At 73.6% G+C, this 18,668-nt stretch carries 19 protein-coding genes; 10 read left to right on the top strand and 9 right to left on the bottom strand.

Annotation, left to right across the window (positions count from 1 at the left end):
* Window positions 1-1,404 (bottom strand): purine-cytosine permease family protein, encoded by a 1,404-nt coding sequence (locus tag ACF07V_RS31345; RefSeq protein WP_392159066.1) that lies wholly within the window; start codon window positions 1,402-1,404, stop codon window positions 1-3.
* Window positions 1,405-1,557: 153 nt separating this feature from the next.
* Between ACF07V_RS31345 and ACF07V_RS31340 the strand changes: the two genes are divergently transcribed.
* On the top strand, window positions 1,558-2,184 hold the full coding sequence (locus tag ACF07V_RS31340) for a TetR/AcrR family transcriptional regulator (protein WP_392159065.1): 627 nt from the start codon (window positions 1,558-1,560) through the stop codon (window positions 2,182-2,184).
* Window positions 2,185-2,191: 7 nt separating this feature from the next.
* On the opposite strand, the gene ACF07V_RS31335 is transcribed toward ACF07V_RS31340, so the two are convergent.
* A complete protein-coding gene (locus ACF07V_RS31335) occupies window positions 2,192-3,634 on the bottom strand; it encodes a dihydrolipoyl dehydrogenase family protein (RefSeq protein ID WP_392159064.1) in 1,443 nt (480 codons plus the stop codon).
* A gap of 114 nt (window positions 3,635-3,748) precedes the next feature.
* Here ACF07V_RS31335 and trxA point away from each other — a divergent pair, with 114 nt between their 5' ends.
* The gene (trxA, locus tag ACF07V_RS31330; protein WP_392159063.1) at window positions 3,749-4,114 is read left to right on the top strand and encodes a thioredoxin; all 366 of its coding nucleotides are present in this window, start codon (window positions 3,749-3,751) and stop codon (window positions 4,112-4,114) included.
* Window positions 4,115-4,306: 192 nt separating this feature from the next.
* On the opposite strand, the gene ACF07V_RS31325 is transcribed toward trxA, so the two are convergent.
* The 3 genes from ACF07V_RS31325 to ACF07V_RS31315 form a co-directional block, all read right to left on the bottom strand.
* Window positions 4,307-5,494: a thiolase family protein gene (locus ACF07V_RS31325; protein WP_392159062.1), complete on the bottom strand. Its 1,188-nt coding sequence runs from the start codon at window positions 5,492-5,494 to the stop codon at window positions 4,307-4,309.
* Between the two features lie 149 nt (window positions 5,495-5,643).
* Window positions 5,644-5,913 carry a hypothetical protein gene (locus tag ACF07V_RS31320; protein ID WP_392159061.1) on the bottom strand — a complete coding sequence of 90 codons (270 nt, stop codon included), beginning with the start codon at window positions 5,911-5,913 and terminating at the stop codon, window positions 5,644-5,646.
* 453 nt (window positions 5,914-6,366) lie between these two features.
* A complete protein-coding gene (locus ACF07V_RS31315) occupies window positions 6,367-7,401 on the bottom strand; it encodes a LacI family DNA-binding transcriptional regulator (protein ID WP_392159060.1) in 1,035 nt (344 codons plus the stop codon).
* A gap of 156 nt (window positions 7,402-7,557) precedes the next feature.
* On the opposite strand from ACF07V_RS31315, the gene ACF07V_RS31310 reads away from it, so the two are divergent.
* The 4 genes from ACF07V_RS31310 (at window position 7,558) to ACF07V_RS31295 (ending at window position 11,357) form a co-directional block, all read left to right on the top strand.
* Window positions 7,558-8,829, top strand: a complete 1,272-nt coding sequence (locus ACF07V_RS31310) for an MFS transporter (RefSeq protein ID WP_392159059.1) — start codon at window positions 7,558-7,560, stop codon at window positions 8,827-8,829.
* Between the two features lie 79 nt (window positions 8,830-8,908).
* Complete coding sequence (locus tag ACF07V_RS31305; protein ID WP_392159058.1) at window positions 8,909-9,616, top strand: alpha/beta fold hydrolase; 708 nt, start codon at window positions 8,909-8,911, stop codon at window positions 9,614-9,616.
* Window positions 9,617-9,630: 14 nt separating this feature from the next.
* Window positions 9,631-9,861, top strand: coding sequence for a hypothetical protein (locus tag ACF07V_RS31300; RefSeq protein ID WP_392159057.1), 231 nt, complete (start codon window positions 9,631-9,633; stop codon window positions 9,859-9,861).
* Window positions 9,862-9,944: 83 nt separating this feature from the next.
* The gene (locus tag ACF07V_RS31295; RefSeq protein WP_392159056.1) at window positions 9,945-11,357 is read left to right on the top strand and encodes a flotillin family protein; all 1,413 of its coding nucleotides are present in this window, start codon (window positions 9,945-9,947) and stop codon (window positions 11,355-11,357) included.
* A 76-nt stretch (window positions 11,358-11,433) separates the two neighbouring features.
* On the opposite strand, the gene ACF07V_RS31290 is transcribed toward ACF07V_RS31295, so the two are convergent.
* A complete protein-coding gene (locus ACF07V_RS31290; RefSeq protein WP_392159055.1) occupies window positions 11,434-11,607 on the bottom strand; it encodes a hypothetical protein in 174 nt (57 codons plus the stop codon).
* A 77-nt stretch (window positions 11,608-11,684) separates the two neighbouring features.
* Entirely contained in the window at window positions 11,685-12,554 is an 870-nt protein-coding gene (locus ACF07V_RS31285; RefSeq protein ID WP_392159054.1) for a TIGR02452 family protein, read from the bottom strand.
* A 181-nt stretch (window positions 12,555-12,735) separates the two neighbouring features.
* Here ACF07V_RS31285 and egtA point away from each other — a divergent pair, with 181 nt between their 5' ends.
* Genes egtA through egtD form a run of 4 tightly spaced genes read left to right on the top strand, consistent with a single transcriptional unit; the run spans window position 12,736 to window position 17,031 of the window.
* Window positions 12,736-13,995 (top strand): ergothioneine biosynthesis glutamate--cysteine ligase EgtA, encoded by a 1,260-nt coding sequence (gene egtA / locus ACF07V_RS31280; RefSeq protein ID WP_392159053.1) that lies wholly within the window; start codon window positions 12,736-12,738, stop codon window positions 13,993-13,995.
* A complete protein-coding gene (egtB, locus tag ACF07V_RS31275; protein WP_392159052.1) occupies window positions 13,992-15,317 on the top strand; it encodes an ergothioneine biosynthesis protein EgtB in 1,326 nt (441 codons plus the stop codon). The genes egtA and egtB overlap by 4 nt, the downstream gene beginning before the upstream one ends.
* Window positions 15,317-16,069 (top strand): ergothioneine biosynthesis protein EgtC, encoded by a 753-nt coding sequence (gene egtC / locus ACF07V_RS31270; protein WP_392159051.1) that lies wholly within the window; start codon window positions 15,317-15,319, stop codon window positions 16,067-16,069. Before egtB ends, egtC begins: the two co-directional genes overlap by 1 nt.
* On the top strand, window positions 16,066-17,031 hold the full coding sequence (gene egtD, locus ACF07V_RS31265) for an L-histidine N(alpha)-methyltransferase (RefSeq protein ID WP_392159050.1): 966 nt from the start codon (window positions 16,066-16,068) through the stop codon (window positions 17,029-17,031). Before egtC ends, egtD begins: the two co-directional genes overlap by 4 nt.
* Here the strand turns inward: egtD and ACF07V_RS31260 are convergent.
* Both ACF07V_RS31260 and ACF07V_RS31255 read right to left on the bottom strand, forming a co-directional pair.
* Entirely contained in the window at window positions 16,926-17,825 is a 900-nt protein-coding gene (locus ACF07V_RS31260; protein ID WP_392159049.1) for a lysophospholipid acyltransferase family protein, read from the bottom strand. The two genes, egtD and ACF07V_RS31260, sit on opposite strands and share 106 nt — an antisense overlap.
* A complete protein-coding gene (locus ACF07V_RS31255; RefSeq protein WP_392159048.1) occupies window positions 17,822-18,664 on the bottom strand; it encodes a GNAT family N-acetyltransferase in 843 nt (280 codons plus the stop codon). Before ACF07V_RS31255 ends, ACF07V_RS31260 begins: the two co-directional genes overlap by 4 nt.
* Window positions 18,665-18,668: the final 4 nt, after the last annotated feature.

Here is an 18,668-nt window from a genome sequence, read left to right as displayed (position 1 = left end):
TTACGTGGCGGGGGCGACGGTGCGGCGCGCGAGGAGCACGTACACCAGGGCGGAGACGACCGCGCCGAGGAGCGTGAGGTCCGCGCCGCCGAGCGGGGCGACGAGGGGGCCGGTCCACAGCTCGGAGTCGCAGGTGAGCGCGGAGAAGAGGAGGCCGGCCAGGAGTGCGGTCATGCCGGCCGGGTGCCAGCCGGAGCGGTACCAGTAGGCGCCGCCGGTGTCCGCGTGCAGGCCGGCGGAGTCGTAGGTGCAGCGGCGGAGCACCATGTCGGCGAGGAAGACGCCGCCCCAGGGCGCGAAGACGATGATCAGGAGGGAGAGGAAGGAGAGGAGGGAGGTGGTGAAGTCGGTGAGGAAGAGGGCGCCGAGGGAGCCGACGGCGGTGACGGCCGCGCTGATGACGATGGCCCGGGCCCGGCTCCAGGGGATGCCGAGGACCTGGAGGTTCAGGCTCGACGAGTAGAGCGTGATGATCGAGTTGGTGACGGAGCCGCCGAGCACGAGGGCGAGGAAGAGGGGCTGGAACCAGCCGGGGAGGAGGCTCTCGGTGCCCGCGACGGCATCGGTCATGTCGACCTGGGTCGCGGCGGCCACGCCGGCGACGCCTAGGGCGACGGAGGAGACGAAGCCGCCGAGGGCGCCGCTCCAGGTGACGGCCTTGAGGCTGGTGGTGCGGGGCAGATAGCGGGTGTAGTCGGCGGGCATGGGGAGGTACGAGAAGGGGCCCGCGAGCATGACGACGAAGGCGAGGCTCCAGCCGGAGGCGCCGGGCGCGGCTGCGGGGGCGGAGGTGTCGGCGCCGGGCAGGACGAGGACGAGCAGGGCGGCGAAGCCGGCGGCGAGGACGTACGCCATCCAGCGTTCGGCGAACTGGACGGTGGCGTGGCCCCAGAGGGCGACGGCGAAGGTCAGCGCGAGGGTGACGGCGAGCGCGAGCGCGCGGGCGGCGTGTCCGCCGTTCCAGCCGAGGTCGACGAAGAAGGCTTCGAGGGCGAGGGTGCCCACGACGGTGTTGATGATGGTGTAGCCGATGCTGACGATCCAGTTCAGCAGGCCGGCGGGCCAGTTCCCGCGGCGGCCGAAGGCCGCGCGGGAGATGACGAGGGTGGCGGTGCCGGTGCGCACGCCGCTGAGTCCGGCCGCGCCGATGGCGAGGAAGGAGAGGCCGCCGAGCACGACGACGGCGGTGGCCTGCCAGAAGGAGAGCCCGAAGGCGACGGCGAGGGCGCCGTTGATGACGTAGGTGAAGGTCAGGTTCGAGCCGAACCAGAGCCAGAAGACGTCCTTGGCCCCTCCGTGCCGTTCGGCGTCGGGGATGGGGTCGATTCCGTGTTCCTCGACCTGGAAGACCTCGTCGGTCGCTGTCCGGCCCGTGATCCCGGGCGCCGTCTCGTGTTCGAGCACACCGCACTCCTGTCTTGAATGCCGTTCTAAGTTTTAGAACGGCATTCAAGATGTGCGATGGGTTCAGGCCACGTCAAGACCCCGGAAGGTTGCGGTTAAGGTCGATCCCGCAGGCGGAGGACAGAGCGGAACGGCAGGACGGGGACGGCGGCAGTGGCAGGCGCGGCACGACGGCGGGACGGACACGTCACCCAGGAACGGATGCTGGAGGAGGCGATGGCGGCCATCGCCGAGGACGGTCTCGCCGCCCTCACCATGTCGGCGCTCGCCGAGCGGCTCGGCACCAGCGGCGGCCACATCCTGTACTACTTCGGCAGCAAGGACCTGCTGCTGCTCGCGGCCCTCCGGTGGAGCGAGGCCGCGCTCGCCGAGGAGCGGCGCGCGCTGCTCGCCCGGCGGATCACGGCCGAGCGCAAGCTCGACCTCTTCCTCCGGCTCTACCTCCCGCGCGGCCCGCGCGATCCGCGCTGGACCCTGTGGATCGAGCTCTGGGCCCGCACCCCCGGCAACGCCGCGCTCCGCGAGGCGCAGGCCGAACTGGACACGGGCTGGCAGGAGGACCTGGAGAACCTGCTCGCGGCGGGCGTGGCGCGCCGGCGTTTCGCGCCGCTGGACGCCGCCGCCCGCGCCTCCGAACTCCTGGCCCTGCTCGACGGGTTGAGCACCCGCGTGGTGCTGGGCCAGGAACCGGTCCGGGACCCCCGGCCCGCCCTGGAGGCCGCACGCTCGGCGGCGCGCGCCCTGATCCCCCTCGACACCGGGGAGAGCGAAGGAAAGTGACGGAACCTCAGCCCCGGTAGGCCTCCAGGAGCCGCAGCCAGGCCTCGCTCAGCGTCGGGTACGCGGGGACGGCGTGCCACAGGCGGGCGATCGGCACCTCGCCCGCGACGGCGACCGTCGCCGAGTGGAGGAGCTCCCCGATGCCGGGCCCCACGAAGGCGGCGCCGAGGACCACGTCCCGGTCGAGGTCCACGACCATCCGGGCGTGCCCCCGGTACCCCTGGGCGTAGAGGCCGGCCCCCGCGACCTGCCTCATGTCGAGGTCCACGGCCCGGACCCGGTGCCCCGCGCGCTCCGCCTCGGCGAGCGTGAGGCCGACGGAGGCCGCCTCGGGGTCGCTGAACACGACCTGCGGCACGGCCGCGTGGTCGGCGGTGGCCGCGTGCGCGCCCCACCGCCCGGTGTCCAGGGAGTCGCCGCCGTGCGCGCGGGCGGCGATCGCGGCGCCCGCGATCCGTGCCTGGTACTTGCCCTGGTGGGTCATGAGCGCGCGGTGGTTGACGTCGCCGACGGCGTAGAGCCAGTCGCTCCCGTCGACCCGGAGGCTGTCGTCGACGTCGAGCCAGGAGCCCGGGGTCAGACCGACCGTCTCCAGGCCGAGGTCCTCGGTGCGCGGCCTGCGGCCGGTCGCGAAGAGCACCTCGTCCCCCTCGACGTGGTCGCCGCCCTCCAAGACCACGGTGACCGGGCCGGTGCCCCCGTCCCGTACCACCGCGCTCACCGACACGCCGGTACGGACGTCCGCGCCGCGCGTGGTGAGCGCGGCCGCCACGTGCTCGCCGAGGAACGGCTCCATGCGCGGCAGCAGTCCCCCGCCCCGTACGAGCAGGGTCACCTTCGCGCCGAGGGCCTGCCAGGCGGTGGCCATCTCCACGCCCACCACTCCGCCGCCGACCACGATCAGCCGCTCGGGCACCCGGTCGGAGCTGGTCGCCTCGCGGCTGGTCCAGGGGTGCGCCGCGGGCAGTCCCGGAAGTGCGGGAAGGAGGGGGCGGGTGCCGGTGCAGACGGCGACCGCGTGCCGGGCGGTCAGCACATGACGCTCGCCCTCGGGGCCCGTGACCTCGACCCTGCGGGGCCCGTGGAGCCTGCCGTGGCCGCGGAAGACCCGTACGCCGATCGAGTCGAGCCAGTCGACCTGGCCCTCGTCCTTCCAGTGGCCGACGACCCTGTCCCGGTGGGCGAAGACCTCCATCGCGTCCAGCGGACCGTAGACGGACTCGCGCAGTCCCGCGACCTTCCGGGCGTCCGAGCGGGCGATCGCCGGGCGCAGCAGCGCCTTGCTGGGCATGCACGCCCAGTACGAGCACTCGCCGCCGATCAGCTCGCTCTCGACGATCGCCGCGGTGAGGCCGCCGGCGCGCACCCGGTCGACGACGTTCTCTCCGACCGGGCCCGCGCCGATCACCACGACGTCGTAGCTGTGCTCGTCTTCCACCGTTCGCGTCATGGGTCCCAGTCTGGTGGCAGCGGTGCGGAATAGCGCGGCTCGATACGCCGTTGTGCCGGGCGAGTCCCCAGGGGACCGTGAGGACCACGCCAGGAGACCCGAAAGGTAGGCAGCATGAGCACCGTAGAGCTCACCAAGGACAACTTCGACGAGATCGTGAGCGGGAACGGATTCGTGCTCATCGATTTCTGGGCTTCGTGGTGCGGTCCCTGCCGTCAGTTCGGCCCGGTCTTCGAGGCGGCGTCCGAGCGGCACCAGGACCTGGTCTTCGCGAAGGTGGACACGGAGGCGCAGCAGGAGCTGGCCGCGGCGTTCGAGATCCGCTCGATCCCGACGCTGATGATCGTCCGTGACAACGTGGCCGTGTTCGCGCAGCCGGGCGCGCTGCCGGAGAACGCCCTGGAGGACGTCATCGGGCAGGCGCGCAAGCTGGACATGGACGAGGTCCGCAAGTCCATCGAGGAAGCGCAGGCCAAGTGACCCACCGCGAGGGGGGTACGGGAGAGCCTCCCGTACCCCCCTCGCGTGTTGTACGGGTACGGGTGGGCTTCCCGTACCCGTACCCCGCTCGTGTGTCGTACGGGTACGGGTGGGCTTCCCGTACCCGTACCCCGCTCGTGTGTCGTACGGGTACGGGAGAGCCTCCCGTGGCGTCGCGTGTGCTGTGAGGCGTCAGCGCTCCAGGACCAGCGCGAGGCCCTGGCCGACGCCGATGCAGAGGGCCGCGAGGCCCGTGCCGGAGCCGGCCGCCGCGAGCTGGTGGGCGACCGAGCCGGCCAGTCGGGCACCGGACGCGCCCAGCGGATGGCCGATCGCGACCGCTCCGCCGCGAGGATTCACGATTTCGGGGTCCAGTTCCGGCCATTCCGCGAGGCAGCCGAGCGACTGGGCCGCGAAGGCCTCGTTGAGCTCGAAGGTCGTGAGGTCGGCGAAGGAACGCCCGGCCTTCTGCAGGGCCCGCCGGACCGCCTCGACGGGGCCGAGGCCGAAGAGCTGGGGCTCGATCCCGGTGACGGCGGAGGTACGGATCCGGGCGAGGGGCTCGCGGCCGGTCTCGCGCAGCCCGTCCTCGTCGACGAGGAGCAGCGCGGCGGCGCCGTCGTTGAGCGGCGAGGAGTTGCCCGGGGTGACGGTGCCGCCCTCGGGGCGGAACGCGGGCTTGAGCTTGGCGAGGGCCTCCATGGACGTGGTGTCGCGGATGCACTCGTCGCGGGTGAGATCCACCCCGGGGTAGGGGACGACCTCGTCGTCGTAGAGACCCTTGGCCCAGGCCTCGGCCGCCTTGCGGTGGCTGGCGAGCGCGAAGGCGTCCTGCTGCTCGCGGGTGATGCCGTGCTTGTCGGCGACGAGCTCCGCGCCCTCGCCCAGGGCGACCGTCCACTCGGCGGGCATCCTCGGGTTCGTCATGCGCCAGCCGAGGGTCGTGGAGTGGAGCTGCTGGTGGCTGGCGGGGAAGGCCCGCTCGGGCTTCTGCAGCACCCAGGGGGCGCGGGACATCGACTCGACGCCGCCCGCGATGGCCACGGACGCGTCGCCGACGGCGATGGCGCGGGCGGCCTGGATGACGGCTTCGAGGCCGGAGCCGCAGAGGCGGTTGACGGTGACACCGGGGACGCTGACGGGCAGTCCGGCGAGGAGGACGGCCATGCGCGCGACGTCACGGTTGTCCTCGCCGGCGCCGTTGGCGTCGCCGAAGTAGACGTCGTCCACGCGCGCGGGGTCGAGCGCGGGCGAACGGTCGACGAGCGCGCGGACCACGTGGGCCGCGAGGTCGTCGGGACGGACGGAGGCGAGGGCACCCCCGAACTTCCCGATCGGGGTGCGTACGGCGTCGACGATGTAGACGTCGCGGATGCTCATCGGTTCTCTCCCACGTGACCTTCGGACCTTCGGAACGACGACGCTGTTCGCCTGGGGAAACAATCTTCGCCGCACTGCGCGCGCAGAGTCTCTGTCCGACGGCCCGCCATGTCAACGGGCCGCTTCGGGACACCGGGGAGGGAGGGGGCTCAGTGGGGCGCGGAGGGGCGGACCAGGGCGGTGAGGCCGTAGTCGAGCTCGCGGCCGTCGACGAGCAGCGCCTCGACCGTGAGCGTCTCGGTGTCGATGTCGGCGCGGATGCCGTGGCCCTCGTAGATCGGGTAGCCCGTCTCGCCGTGCCGCCCGGTGGCCTCGACGACGGCCGTGCGGACGGCGCTGTCCGCGACGGCGGCGCCGCCGCGGTCCTCGACGTGCTCGGGCACCAGCAGGATCTCGAACCGCTTCGGATGGTTGCTCATGCACCGAAGCTAAGCGCTCGGCAGGAGCCGCGCCCGCCCGAGCGGGACCCTCGCCAGGACGCCCGGCCGACGACGCCCTAGGCACCGGACCGCCTCCGGCCGGACTGCCCCGGAAGACGTCCCGCAGCGCCGGGCCGCCTCCGGCCAGACCCCCCGGACGAGGTCCCCAGCACCCGGCCGCCTCCGGCCAGACCCCCCGGACGAGGTCCCCAGCACCCGGCCGCCTCCGGCCCGACTCCCCCGGAAGACATCCCGTACCGCCGGGCCGCCTCCGGCCCGACGTCCGCCGGACGCGGTCCCCGAGCGCCGGCCGACGTCCCCGCCGCCCGGCCGCCTCCGGCCCGACTCCCACCGCACGACGTCCCGGGCGTCAGCCCGGGCGTCAGCCCGGGCGCGCCCAGGCGGTCCCGGGCGTCAGCCCGGGCGCGGCGTCCGTGGTTCCGGCCGCCGTCCTCAGCTGGACTCCCTCCGGACGACCTGCGAGTCGAGGAGGTCGCGGGAGAGGGGCTCGGCGTCCGGTTCGCGGACGGCTCGGTCGACGAGCTCGGCCAGCTCGCGGCCGACCACCATGTCGACCCGCACGGTGCTGAGCCGGGGCCGCAGCAGCCGGCCGAGGAGCAGGTCGTCGGCGCCGATGACGGCGGTGTCCTCGGGCACGGAGATCCCGGCGTCCTGGAGCGAGCGCATCAGGAGCATCGCGTACTCGTCGTTGTACGCGAAGACGCCGTCGAGCCCGAGCTCGCGCCACCGCGCGGCGAGGGCGTCCGCCGACTCCTCCTCGTACCGCAGCGGCACGGGCACGACGGTCGCGCCGGTGCCCTCGGCCGCGCGGCGGGCGCCCTCCAGGCGGGGCCCGGAGAACATGCCGAGGCCCGGCTCCTCGGGTACGACGACGCCGATGCGGCGCCGGCCGGTCTCCAGGAGGTGCTCGGCGGCCACCTCGCCGATCCGCCCCTGGTCCATGACGAGCGCGTGGGTGCCCGCGACGCGCTGGGTGCCGAGGGTGATCACGGCCCGGGCCCCGGACCGCTTGAGGATCTCGACGCCCTGCTCGGTGAGCTCGACCTCGCCGAGGGAGACCACGGCCACCGGCCGCAGCTCGGCCCAGGCGCGGGCGGCGTCCTCGGCCTCCAGGCCGACGCTGCCGTACTGGACGACCGTGTAGTCGAGGCGGCGCAGGGCCCACTGCAGGTCGTTGAAGAACTGGCTGTACAGCGGCCCGACGGGGACGTGCGGGCTCGGGAGCAGCACCATGCGGCTGTGGCCCGCGCGCAGGCTGCGGGCCGCGGCGTGCGGGACGTAGCCCAGCTCCTCGGCCGCCTCCCGCACCCGCTGCCTGGTGGGCTCGCTGATGCGGACGGCCGAGGTGTTGTTCAGGACGTACGAGACGGTGGCCCGGGAGACGCCCGCGAGGCGCGCGACGTCGGCGCTGGTCGGGACCGCGCGCCCGGTGGGGCGTTCGGGGGACTGTTCGGTTGGCTTGCTCATCGATCCGGCATCTTTCCAGAACAATCCGGCCCGGGGTCTGGCGGATGGCCGGATTTGAGTGCTACACAATGCTCACACGAGTCACTGACACGTGTCACCTCCCTCGTTCCATCCGCTTCTCGCCCCCGCATCGGGCGATCTCCTCAGGAGGGCACAGTGGCCCTTTCCTCCCCCGGGACCGGCTCCGAGACGGGCGCCCCCGGCACCACCACCGCCCCCGGCTCCTCCGCGGCCCCCCGGCCGACGCGCGGCCTGCTGCCCCTGCTGCTCGCCGGCAACACCGCGATGTACGCGCTGTACATCGGCGTCCCCGGCATGCTCCTGGCGCTCCAGATCGAGGCCATCGACCCCGCCGACAAGGTGGCGAACTTCGGCCTCGTCTCCGGCATATCCGCGATCTTCGCCACCGTCTTCAACCCCGTCGCGGGCGCCCTCTCGGACCGCTCCGGCCGCCGCAACCCGTGGATCCTCGCCGGAGGTCTGCTCGCCCTCCCGGTGATGCTGCTCCTCGGCAGCGTCCACACGATCCTGCTGGTCACCATCGCCTGGTGTCTGGGGCAGGCCGTCATGAACATCTACCAGGCGGCGATCACCTCCGTGGTCCCCGACCGGGTCCCCGTGGCCGCGCGCGGCAAGGCCTCCGCCGCCGTCGGTCTCGGCCTCCCCATCGGCTCCACGATCGGCGCCCTCCTCGGCGCGGCCTTCTCCGAGCACTACCGCACCGGCTACCTCGTCTTCGGCGCGATCGTCGCCGCCACCGCGGTGCTGTTCACGACCTGCGCCCGTGAGGAGCGGATGCCCCCGAAGGCGCCCATGCCGGTCAAGCAGCAGATCGCGGCCTTCGGCAGCGCCCTGAAGAACCACGACTTCCGCTGGGCCTTCATCGGCCGCGCCCTGCTGATCCTCGGTTACTTCGCGGTGGCCGGCTTCCAGCTGTACATCCTCAAGGACCACACCGAGCTGCCCGCCGGGCTGAGCGCCGAGGAGGCCGTGGCGATCCTCATGCCGGTCAACTCGGTCGCCATGGTGGTCTCCACCGTCCTCGGCGGCTGGCTCTCGGACCGCTTCGACCGCCGCAAGCTCTTCGTGGGCGCCTCGGCCGCGCTCGCCGCCGTCGCGCTGCTCATCCCGGCCCTCTCCACCAGCTGGACCGCGATGCTGGCCTTCTCCGTCGTCAACGGCCTCGGCTTCGGCTGCTACATGGCCGTCGACACCGCCCTGGTGACCATGGTGCTGCCCAAGGCGGAGGACGCGGCCCGGGACATGGGCGTCCTCAACGTCGCCAACGCCGGCCCGCAGATCGTCGCCCCCTTCGTGGCCTCGCTCATCGTGTCGCTGAGTGGCGGATACACGGCGCTCTTCGTGGTCGCGGCCGTACTGTCGGTACTCGGCGCGCTGGCCGTGCGCCCCATCCGCAGCGTGCGCTGACCGGCGTCGGCCGCGCTCCGTCCCACGGCGGGCGTCGACCCCGTCGGCGCCCGCCGAGCACCGCAGGAAAGGCGGCAGCGTGCGCCTGCACACCACCACGTGGGGGTCCGGTGACCGGACGGCCCTGCTCGTCCACGGCATCATGGCCGACCACCGCACCTGGCGCAGGGTCGGTCCGGCGCTCGCGGAGCGCGGCTACCGGGTGATCGCCGTGGACCTGCGGGGGCACGGGGCGAGCGGGCGGGCCGCGGGCCCGGAGGCGTACCGCCCGGCGGACCACGCCGACGACCTCGTCGAATCCCTGCCCACCGGGGCCGAGTTGGCGATCGGGCACTCGCTCGGCGGACTCGTCCTCGCCCAGGCGGTGGAGCGCCTCGCACCGGCCCGCGCGGTGTACTCCGACCCGGCCTGGCATCTGGCGTCCGGCCCGTGCGGCTACCGGGCCGAGCTCTTCGTCCGGGGCAAGTCGATGACCCGGGAGCAGATCAAGGGCTTCAACCCGCACTGGCCGGACGAGGACGTGGACGTCGAGATGGCGTCGGTGCGGGACTGGGACGAGCGGACGGCCCACGGCCTCACGCCGTTCGTGGGCGCCGACCTGTGGCCGGTACGGCCCGTGGTGCCCTCCCTCGTCACCCTCGCCGATCCGAGCACCCTGGTCCGGCCGGAGCACGCCCGGATGCTGGCGGAGCGCGGATTCGAGCTCCGTACGGTGAAGGGGGCGGGCCACACCGTCCACCGGGACGAGTTCGACGGGTTCATGTCCGCCCTGGACGGCTGGATCTGACGTACCGTTCAGCCATGGACGACGCGTCGATGCACAGCTCGATGGTGGGACTGCTCGGCCGGGTGACCGGCACCGTCGGCCCCGGCCTCGTCGGCGAGGTGATCGTCCGGATCCGCGGAGGGGCCGAGCACTTCCTCGCGTATCCCGCCACGCCGAAGGAGCGGATCGAGGTCGGAACGGTGGTGATGGTCATGGAACATCTCCCTCCACGCACCGTCTATGTCACAGCCGCGTACGACAGTTGACCGAACCGTTGAGTGTGCGCCCGTCACGGGCGCACACTCCCTTCACCGGATCCGCACGGCTCCGGTGAAGGGGGACCTTGTCCATGGGCATCGGCATTCTGGCGGGAGTCGTCGTCGGCGCTCTCGCCGTTCTGATCGGTGTGTTCAAACTGATGTGGCGCGTCGCGGAACCCAACGAGGCGCTGATCATCTCCGGTTCCAACCACAAGAACGAGGGCCTCGGCGACGGCATGGGGTTCCGTATCGTCACCGGTCGCGGGACCCTCGTGCTCCCCGGCGTCCAGGCGGTGCGGAAGCTGTCACTGGACCTCAACGAGACGCAGCTGTCGGTGGAGTGCGTGACGCACCAGGGCATTCCGCTGAAGGTCCGCGGTGTGGTGATCTTCAAGGTCGGTGACGACTTCGTGTCGATCGCCAACGCCGCCCGCCGCTTCCTCGACCAGCAGAAGCTGATGTCGGAGCGGGTGCACATCGTCTTCGCCGGTCATCTCCGCGCCATCGTCGGCGGGTTGACGGTCGAGGACATGATCCGTGACCGGGAGAAGCTGACCGGGCAGGCGCGGTCGGCCTGTGGCACGGAGATGGAGAAGCTCGGTCTGATCGTCGACTCGCTGCAGATCCACGAGATCGAGGACCCGACCGGGTACATCAAGAACCTGGCCGCCCCGCACGCGGCCGCCGTCCAGCGGGACGCGCGGATCGCGCAGGCGGAGGCGAACCGGCGGGCGACCGAGGCCGAGCAGCAGGCCGCGGCGCGCATGTCGGAGGCGACCCGCGACAGCGAGATCCTCCAGGCGGGCTACCAGGCCGAGCGGGACCAGGCCTCGGCCCGGGCCCGGCAGGCCGGTCCGCTGGCCGACGCCGCCTCGCGGCAGGAGGTCGTCGTCCAGGAGACCCGGGTCGCCGAGCTGGAGGGTCACCGCAAGGAGCAGCAGCTCCAGGCGGAGGTCCGCAAGCCGGCCGACGCCATGGCGTACGAGACCCGGACGCTGGCCGCGGCCGAGCGTGACGCCCGGATCTCGGCCGCCGAGGCCGAGGCGAAGGAGACGGAGCTGGCGAGCGCGGCCAAGGCGACGGCGACCCGTCTCACCGGTGAGGCGGAGGCCGCGGCACAGCACGCCAAGGGCCTGGCGATCGCCGAGGCGACGCGTGCGAAGGGTCTGGCGGAGGCCGAGGCGATCAAGGCGCGGGCGGCGGCGCTCGCGGAGAACCAGGAGGCCGTGGTCGCCCAGCAGCTGGCCGAGAAGTGGCCGGAGATCGTCTCGGCGGGTGCCTCCGCCTTCGGGAACGTCGACCAGATGGTGCTGCTCAACGGCGCCGACGGCATGGCGGACGTCTTCGCCAAGGCCCTGACGATGGGCGGGACGGGCCTCGGCCTGGCCCGCCAGCTGCTGGCCACGATGAGCCCGGCAACGCAGGAGAAGGTGGCCGGGGCGGTTCTGCCGGTCCAGCGCCCCGAGGAGACCGTGGAGATCCCTGTGGGCGACGACAAGTAGGAGGAAGCGACGAACGGGCCCGGCGCCGTCCCTGGCACCGGGCCCGTCCGTGCGATCCCGTGGACCGAGCGTGGCCTCAGTTGTGGCCGAACTTGCGCTCCTTGCGGTGGGACGCGTGCTCGACGAGGGGCGTCGGTGCCACGTCTCTCGTGGGCGTCGGCGCGCTCTTCTCCTTCGCGGCCGCCTCGGTGCGGTGCTCATGGCCGCCGGTACGGGCTCCCCGGTTCGTCCGGGTCTGTTTCTTGCCCACGATCGTGCCTCCCGTGACGGGTGTCGGACAGTGGTCCGTATGCCCTCAGCCTGGCACGGGGGCGGGAGACCCGCATGTCAGAGCGGGTGCGCGAGGACCCGCTCGAACGCGGCGAGCGTCGGGGTGCCGGACGCCCGGTCCAGGACGGCGAAGACGATCTCCTCGAAGTGGCCTGCGAAGCGGCCTTCGCCGGTGAGGAGGGCCTTGAACGTGCCCGCGACCTCCGCCGGGTCGTTCCGGAAGACGCCGCAGCCCCAGGCACCGAGGACGAGCCGTCGGTAGCCGGCCGCGGCGGCCGTCTCCAGGACGCGTTCCGCGCGGGAGGCGAGGACGGCCGGCAGCCGGCCGGCGAGCTCGGGGGTCTGGCGGCGGACGACGCCCGCGTTGGGTGCGGGTGAGGTGAGGAAGCCGACGGTGAAGGGCTCGGCGAGCAGCGTGCCGCGGTCGTCGCGGAAGACCGGGACCCGGGGCGAGTGGATGACCCGGTCGGTGTAGAAGGCGTCCCTCCCCCGGCCTCCGGCCGGGGGGACCCCCCGCTCGCTTCGCTCGGCCCGGTGGTGGGCGTAGTAGTCGGGGGCGCGCAGCAGGGTGGCGTGGAGGGCGGAGGACCGGCAGAGGGCCTCTTCCTGGGCCTGGGCGCCGTTGAGGTAGCCGCCGCCCGGGTTCCGGGCCGAGGCGAAGTTCAGGACGGCGACCGGGCGGGTGGTGTCGGCCGTGGTCATCCGGCGGGCCGCCGCGAGGCTGCTCTCGGGGGTGACGGTGAGGGTGGGTGTGCGGTCGGTGTCCGGGGTGACCGGGACGGGGGCGGGGCCGTGGAGTCGGGTTCCGGCCAGGGCCGCGGCCAGGTCTTCGGTCAGGGAGACGGTGCGGCCGTCGGGGGCGCGGTAGTGGCCCGCCGCGACGATCTCCTCGGTCCGCCGCGCGATCTCGCGCAGTCGTGCACTCATGTCTCCCAGCTTGATCGTTTCGTATGCGTGAGAACAAAGGGTTTTCGGGGGCTGCGGGGAAATTCGGACGAGCAGGGGCGCAGGGGGCGCATGCGGCGCCTCCGGGGCGCTCTTGCACGCCGCCCCGTGGTGGCTTTAGGTGGAAGCAGCAGCTCGACCCCGAGGACCAGGAGGTGCACGGATGTCGCCGAGCGGCATACCGCGTGGCGGCCCCCCTCTCACGGAGGCGGAGGCGGAGGACCTGCTGCGATGTATCTGCTTCAAGACCGGTCCGCCCCGCACGGTGGGGGTGGAGCTGGAGTGGCTCGTGCACGAGCTGCGCGACCCCCGTCTTCCCGTACGGCCGCCGAGGCTGGCGGCCGCGCTGGACACCGTACGGGCCCTGCCGCTGGTGTCGGCCCTCACGTTCGAACCCGGCGGGCAGCTGGAGCTCAGCTCGCGCCCGGCCGGCTCGCTCATGGAGTGCCTCGACTCGCTCGCCGCCGACCTGGGCGCGGTGCGGGCGGCGCTCGGGCCGCTCGGCCTGACCCTCAGCGGATACGGGGTGGATCCCTGGCACGCCCCGCGCGGCCGGGTGCTCCACGAGCCGCGGTACGACGCGATGGAGACCGCGCTCGACCGGACCGGACCGTCCGGGCGGGCGATGATGTGCGACTCGGCCTCGGTGCAGATCTGCCTCGACGCGGGCCTGGAGGAGCCGGGTCCGCTCGGCTACCACCGGCGCTGGCAGCTCGCCCACCTCCTGGGCGCGGTGCTCGTGGCCGCCTTCGCGAACTCCCCGGTGCACGGTGGGCGCCGCACCGGCTGGCGCTCGACGCGGCAGGCGCTGTGGACGGACCTCGACCCGCGGCGGGCGCTCGCCCCGCCGCCGGACGGGGAGCCGCGCGCGGAGTGGGCGGCGCACGTCCTGGACACTCCGGTGATGTGCGTACGGGCCGAGGAGGGCCCGTGGGCGGTGCCGGAGGGGCTGACGTTCCGGGAGTGGCTGCGGACGGGTCTCCCCCGTCCGGCCCACGCCGACGATCTGCGCTATCACATGACGACCCTGTTCCCGCCGGTGCGGCCGCGGGGTCATCTGGAGCTGCGGATGGTGGACGCGCAGCCGGGGCCGGACGGCTGGATGGTGCCGGTTGCGGTGACGACGGCGGTGTTCGACGATCCGGAGGCGGCGGAGACCGTGTACCGGGCGGTGAAGCCCCTCGCGGAGCAGGCGGGTTCCGCTCCCGCCCCGCGCAATCCGCTCTGGCTGGCGGCGGCCCGTGACGGTCTCACCGATCCCGAGCTGCACGCCGCCGCTCGTGCGGTGTTCTCCGCCGCGCTCGACGCACTGCCCCGGATCGGGGCGAGCGAGGAGGTGCGGCGGGCGGTCGCCGCCTTCCACGAGCGGTACGTGATTCCCGGGAGCTGCCCGGCCGACAACCTCCAGGTGGTGGCGTCATGACCGCGACCGAGACCGGGGCAGACCCCGAGGCCTTGCGGCGGCGGGCCCTCGACGCCCTCACCGTCGCGCGGGACCGCACCGCGCTCCTCACCTCCTGCGTGGAGGACGCCGAACTCACCGCGCAGCACTCGCCGTTGATGTCCCCGCTGGTCTGGGACCTGGCGCACATCGGCAACCAGGAGGAGCAGTGGCTGTGGCGGGCCGTCGCGGGGCGCGAGGCGCTGCGGCCCGAGATCGACTCGCTGTACGACGCGTTCCAGCACCCGCGCGCCTCCCGCCCGTCGCTGCCGCTGCTCTCGCCCGGCGAGGCCCGGGCCTATGCCGGCGACGTACGGACACGGGTGCTCGACGTCCTGGAGAGCACCCCGCTGGAGGGGCGACCACTGGTCGACGCGGGCTTCGCGTTCGGCATGATCGCCCAGCACGAACAGCAACACGACGAGACGATGCTGATCACCCATCAGCTGCGGAAGGGACCGGCGGCGCTGACCGCTCCCCCGCCTCCGCTGCTGCGGTCCGGTCCGCTTCCTCCCGAGGTCCTCGTCCCCGGCGGTCCGTTCACCATGGGGACCTCGGAGGAGCCGTGGGCCCTGGACAACGAGCGCCCCGCGCATGCCCGCGTCGTCCCCGCCTTCCACATCGACACGACACCCGTCACGAACGGCGCCTATCTCGCCTTCGTCGCCGACGGCGGCTACACGGACCGGCGCTGGTGGCGGCCGGAGGGCTGGGCGCAGATCCGGGAGCACGACATCGGGGCCCCGCTGTTCTGGCGCAAGGACGGCGGACAGTGGCTGCGCCGCCGGTTCGGGGTGACGGAGCCGGTCCCCGAGGAGGAGCCGGTCCTGCACGTCAGCTGGTACGAGGCGGACGCCTACGCCCGCTGGGCCGGGCGCCGGCTCCCGACCGAGGCGGAGTGGGAGAAGGCGGCCCGGCACGACCCGGTCTCCGGGCGCTCCCGCCGCTACCCGTGGGGCGACGCCGATCCGGGTCCGGAGCACGCGAACCTCGGGCAGCGGCACCTGCGGCCCGCGGCGGCGGGCAGCTACCCGGCGGGCGCCTCGCCCCTCGGCGTACGGCAGCTGATCGGTGACGTGTGGGAGTGGACGGCGAGCGACTTCGTGCCGTACCCGGGGTTCACGGCCTTTCCGTACAAGGAGTACTCGGAGGTGTTCTTCGGTCCGGAGTACAAGGTGCTGCGGGGCGGTTCGTTCGCGGTGGACCCGGTCGCCTGCCGGGGCACCTTCCGCAACTGGGACCTGCCGGTGCGGCGCCAGATCTTCTCCGGCTTCCGTACGGCGCGGTCCGCGGAGCTGGACTGATGTGCCGTCATCTCGCGTACGTGGGCGGGCCGGTGGCGCTGGGAGAGCTGCTCGTCCGGCCGCCGCACGCCCTGCTGCGCCAGTCCTGGGAGCCCCGTACCCAGGACAGCGGCGTGGTGAACGCGGACGGCTTCGGCGTCGGCTGGTACGCCGAGGGGGATCCCGTGCCGGCGCGGTACCGGCGGGCCGGCCCGATCTGGGGCGACCTGTCCTTCGCGGACCTCGCCCGGGTCGTGCGCTCCGGGGCGTTCCTCGGGGCGGTCCGGGGGGCCACGCTCCCGGGCGCCGACGGGGAGGCCGCGGCGGCGCCCTTCAGCGCCGAGCCCTGGTTGTTCAGTCACAACGGCGCGGTCGGGGGCTGGCCGGACTCCCTCGCGGCGCTCGCCGGGGGGCTGCCGGCCGGGGAACTGCTGCGCCTGGAGGCGCGCACCGACTCGGCGCTGCTGTGGGCGCTCGTGCTGCACCGGCTGCGGGCCGGGGACGAGCCGGGGGCCGCCCTCGCCGACACCGTGCGGGAGGTCGCGGCCGCGGCCCCCGGTTCCCGGCTGAACCTGCTGCTCACCGACGGGGAGCGGATCGCCGCGACCGCCTGGCGGAACAGCCTCTGGTACCTGTCGGGCCCCGGCCGGGTGGCCGTGGCCTCCGAACCGTACGACGACGATCCGCGCTGGCGGGAGGTGCCCGAGTACACGCTCGTCACCGCCGACCGCGCCGATGTCACCCTCACCCCGCTCAAGGAGCCGTCCGCGTGAGCCCGTTCCAGCTGACCCGCACCCTTGCCGCGGACGCCGCCGGCGCCGATCTCCGCGCCGACGTCCTCCACGGTCTGACCCGCTCCCCCAAGGAGCTGCCGCCCAAGTGGTTCTACGACGCCCGGGGCAGCGAGCTCTTCGAGGAGATCACCCGGCTGCCCGAGTACTACCCCACGCGCGCGGAGCGGGAGATCCTGGTAGCCCGGGCACCGGAGATCGCCGCCGCGACCGGCGCCCGGACGCTGGTGGAGCTGGGTTCCGGCTCCTCGGAGAAGACGCGGTTCCTGATCGACGCGCTCCTTCCGGGTCTGGACGCGTACGTGCCGGTGGACGTGAGCGAGTCCGCACTCGTCGGTGCGGCCGAGTCGCTGCTCGCGGACCGGCCGGACCTGTGGGTGCACGCGCTCGTCGCCGACTTCACCCGGGGCCTCGCGCTGCCGGGGACGCCGGGCCCGCGTCTGGTGGCCTTCCTCGGGGGCACGATCGGCAATCTGCTCCCCGCCGAGCGACACACCTTCCTGCGCTCGGTCCGCGCCATGCTCGCGCCGGGCGACGCGCTGCTGCTCGGCACGGACCTCGTGAAGGACGAGGCCACGCTCGTGGCGGCCTACGACGACGCGGCCGGGGTGACGGCCGAGTTCAACAAGAACGTGCTGTCCGTGATCGACCGTGAGCTGGGCGCGGACGCCGATCCGGCCGCCTTCGACCACGTGGCGGTCTGGGACGACGAGCAGGAGTGGATCGAGATGCGGCTGCGCGCCCGCCGCGCGCTGACCGTGAAGATCCCCGAGCTGGATCTCGTGGTGCCGTTCGCGGCGGGCGAGGAGATGCGGACCGAGGTGTCGGCGAAGTTCCGTCAGGCCGGTGTACGGAAGGAGCTGGCGGCCGCGGACCTGGAGCTGGCCCGCTGGTGGACGGACGACGAGGGCAGGTTCGCGCTGTCCCTGGCGACGGCTCGCTGAGCGGCGGCGGCCAGGGAACGCCGGTCCGGATACCGAATACTGGATATCGGATCCAGTATTCGAATATTGGCGACCATCCGCCGTGCGCTGACGACCCGCCACAAGGACGCGCCCAGCGGATCGTCCGCGACGTACGCCGCGGCTCCGGTGGGCCGGTAGTCGATCCGTACCGGCAGCACGGCGCATCCACTGTCCAGGGCGGCCTGGAAGGCGGCCGCGCGGAAGCGCCCCCGCGCCCGCCCGCACCAGGTCGACCCCTCGGGGAAGACGACCACCCGGCCCCCGCCGCCGAGCACTCCGGACATCGCCCGCACGGTGCCGGGCAGGGCCCTGAGCCGGTCGCGGTCGATGAAGAGGGTGCCGCCGAGGGCGGCGAGCGTGCCGAGGAGGGGCCAGCGGCGGACCTCCGCCTTGGCCACCATCCGGCCGGGCAGCACGGCGGCGACGAGGGGGATGTCCAGCCAGGAGACGTGGTTGGCGACGACGAGCAGCGGGCCGTCGACGGCGGCGGCCGTCCCCTCGTACCGCACGCGCACGCCGAAGGCGCGGACCACCGCCCGCAGCCAGCCGCGGACGAGGGCGAGCCGGACGGCCGCCGGGAGCAGCCCGGCGGCCGGGGCGAGCAGGATGCCGACGAGGACGGTGCCGATCCCGGCGGTCAGCCGGGCCGCGGCGAGGACCGCACCGGCCCGTTCCCACCCGTGGTCACGGCCGCCGGGCGGGTGGGCGGCGCAGTGCCCCGGGGTGCAGGGCGCCGTGGGGAGCCACGGCGAGGGAGCCGTGGACCCGTTCACCGCGCCGGGGCGAGCGAGAGGAAGTGGTTGAGGTAGCGCGGGTTGGTCCGGCGCAGCGAGAGCAGGACGTAGAGGTCGGCGGTGCCGAAGTCGGGGTCGTGCGCGGGGGCGCCGCAGACCCAGGCGCCGAGCCGCAGGTAGCCGCGGAGCAGCGGCGGGAGCTCGGCGCGGCCCTCGGGGCGGGTGACGCCGTCGGGGCTCCACAGCTTGTGCGGGGTGACCCAGTACTCCTCGGGGGCGAGGTGCTTGGCCTTGACGGTGTCCCAGGTGGTGGCGGCGAGGGTGCCGCCGTCGGCGAGCGGGATCGAGCAGCAGCCGGCGAGCCAGTTGTGGCCGGTGTGGGTCATGTAGCGGGCGAGGCCGGCCCAGATGAGGGCGATCACGGCGCCGTTGCGGTGCGCGGGGTGCACACAGGAGCGGCCGACCTCCACCAGGTCGTGGCGGACGGGCGCGAGCCGGGTGAGGTCGAACTCGCTCTCGGAGTAGAGGCGCCCGGCGGCGGCGGCCCGGTCGGGCGGCAGGATCCGGTAGGTGCCGACGATCTCGCCGGTGCTCTCCTCCCGTACCAGGAGGTGGTCGCAGTACGCGTCGAAGGCGTCGCCGTCGAGGCCGGGCTCGGGGCCGTCCAGCAGGGCGCCCATCTCACCGGCGAACACCTGGTGGCGCAGCCGCTGGGCGGCCCGTACGTCCTCCCGGTCCCGGGCGAGACCGACGAGGTACCGGGGCGTGGGCTGCTCGGCGGGGGTCGCGTCCTGCGCCGTGAGGTCGCGGGCCTGGGGCTGCGCGGGGACGGCCAGGGGCTGTGCGGGGACGGCGAGCGTGTGCGTCGGTGCGGACATGGCG

The organism is Streptomyces sp. NPDC015661 (assembly GCF_043077765.1).
GTDB lineage: Bacteria > Actinomycetota > Actinomycetes > Streptomycetales > Streptomycetaceae > Streptomyces.
This window is presented reverse-complemented; position numbering and strand designations above follow the sequence as displayed.

What these genes read in the sequence shown, in the direction of transcription:
- ACF07V_RS31315 (WP_392159060.1), bottom strand. Translation starts at nt 7,401, where the DNA reads ATGAGCAAGCCAACCGAACAGTCCCCCGAACGCCCCACCGGGCGCGCG.
- ACF07V_RS31255 (WP_392159048.1), bottom strand. Translation starts at nt 18,664, where the DNA reads ATGTCCGCACCGACGCACACGCTCGCCGTCCCCGCACAGCCCCTGGCC.
- egtC (WP_392159051.1), top strand. Translation starts at nt 15,317, where the DNA reads ATGTGCCGTCATCTCGCGTACGTGGGCGGGCCGGTGGCGCTGGGAGAG.
- ACF07V_RS31320 (WP_392159061.1), bottom strand. Translation starts at nt 5,913, where the DNA reads ATGAGCAACCATCCGAAGCGGTTCGAGATCCTGCTGGTGCCCGAGCAC.
- ACF07V_RS31285 (WP_392159054.1), bottom strand. Translation starts at nt 12,554, where the DNA reads ATGAGTGCACGACTGCGCGAGATCGCGCGGCGGACCGAGGAGATCGTC.
- ACF07V_RS31300 (WP_392159057.1), top strand. Translation starts at nt 9,631, where the DNA reads ATGGACGACGCGTCGATGCACAGCTCGATGGTGGGACTGCTCGGCCGG.
- egtA (WP_392159053.1), top strand. Translation starts at nt 12,736, where the DNA reads ATGTCGCCGAGCGGCATACCGCGTGGCGGCCCCCCTCTCACGGAGGCG.
- ACF07V_RS31335 (WP_392159064.1), bottom strand. Translation starts at nt 3,634, where the DNA reads ATGACGCGAACGGTGGAAGACGAGCACAGCTACGACGTCGTGGTGATC.
- ACF07V_RS31325 (WP_392159062.1), bottom strand. Translation starts at nt 5,494, where the DNA reads ATGAGCATCCGCGACGTCTACATCGTCGACGCCGTACGCACCCCGATC.
- trxA (WP_392159063.1), top strand. Translation starts at nt 3,749, where the DNA reads ATGAGCACCGTAGAGCTCACCAAGGACAACTTCGACGAGATCGTGAGC.
- ACF07V_RS31295 (WP_392159056.1), top strand. Translation starts at nt 9,945, where the DNA reads ATGGGCATCGGCATTCTGGCGGGAGTCGTCGTCGGCGCTCTCGCCGTT.
- egtB (WP_392159052.1), top strand. Translation starts at nt 13,992, where the DNA reads ATGACCGCGACCGAGACCGGGGCAGACCCCGAGGCCTTGCGGCGGCGG.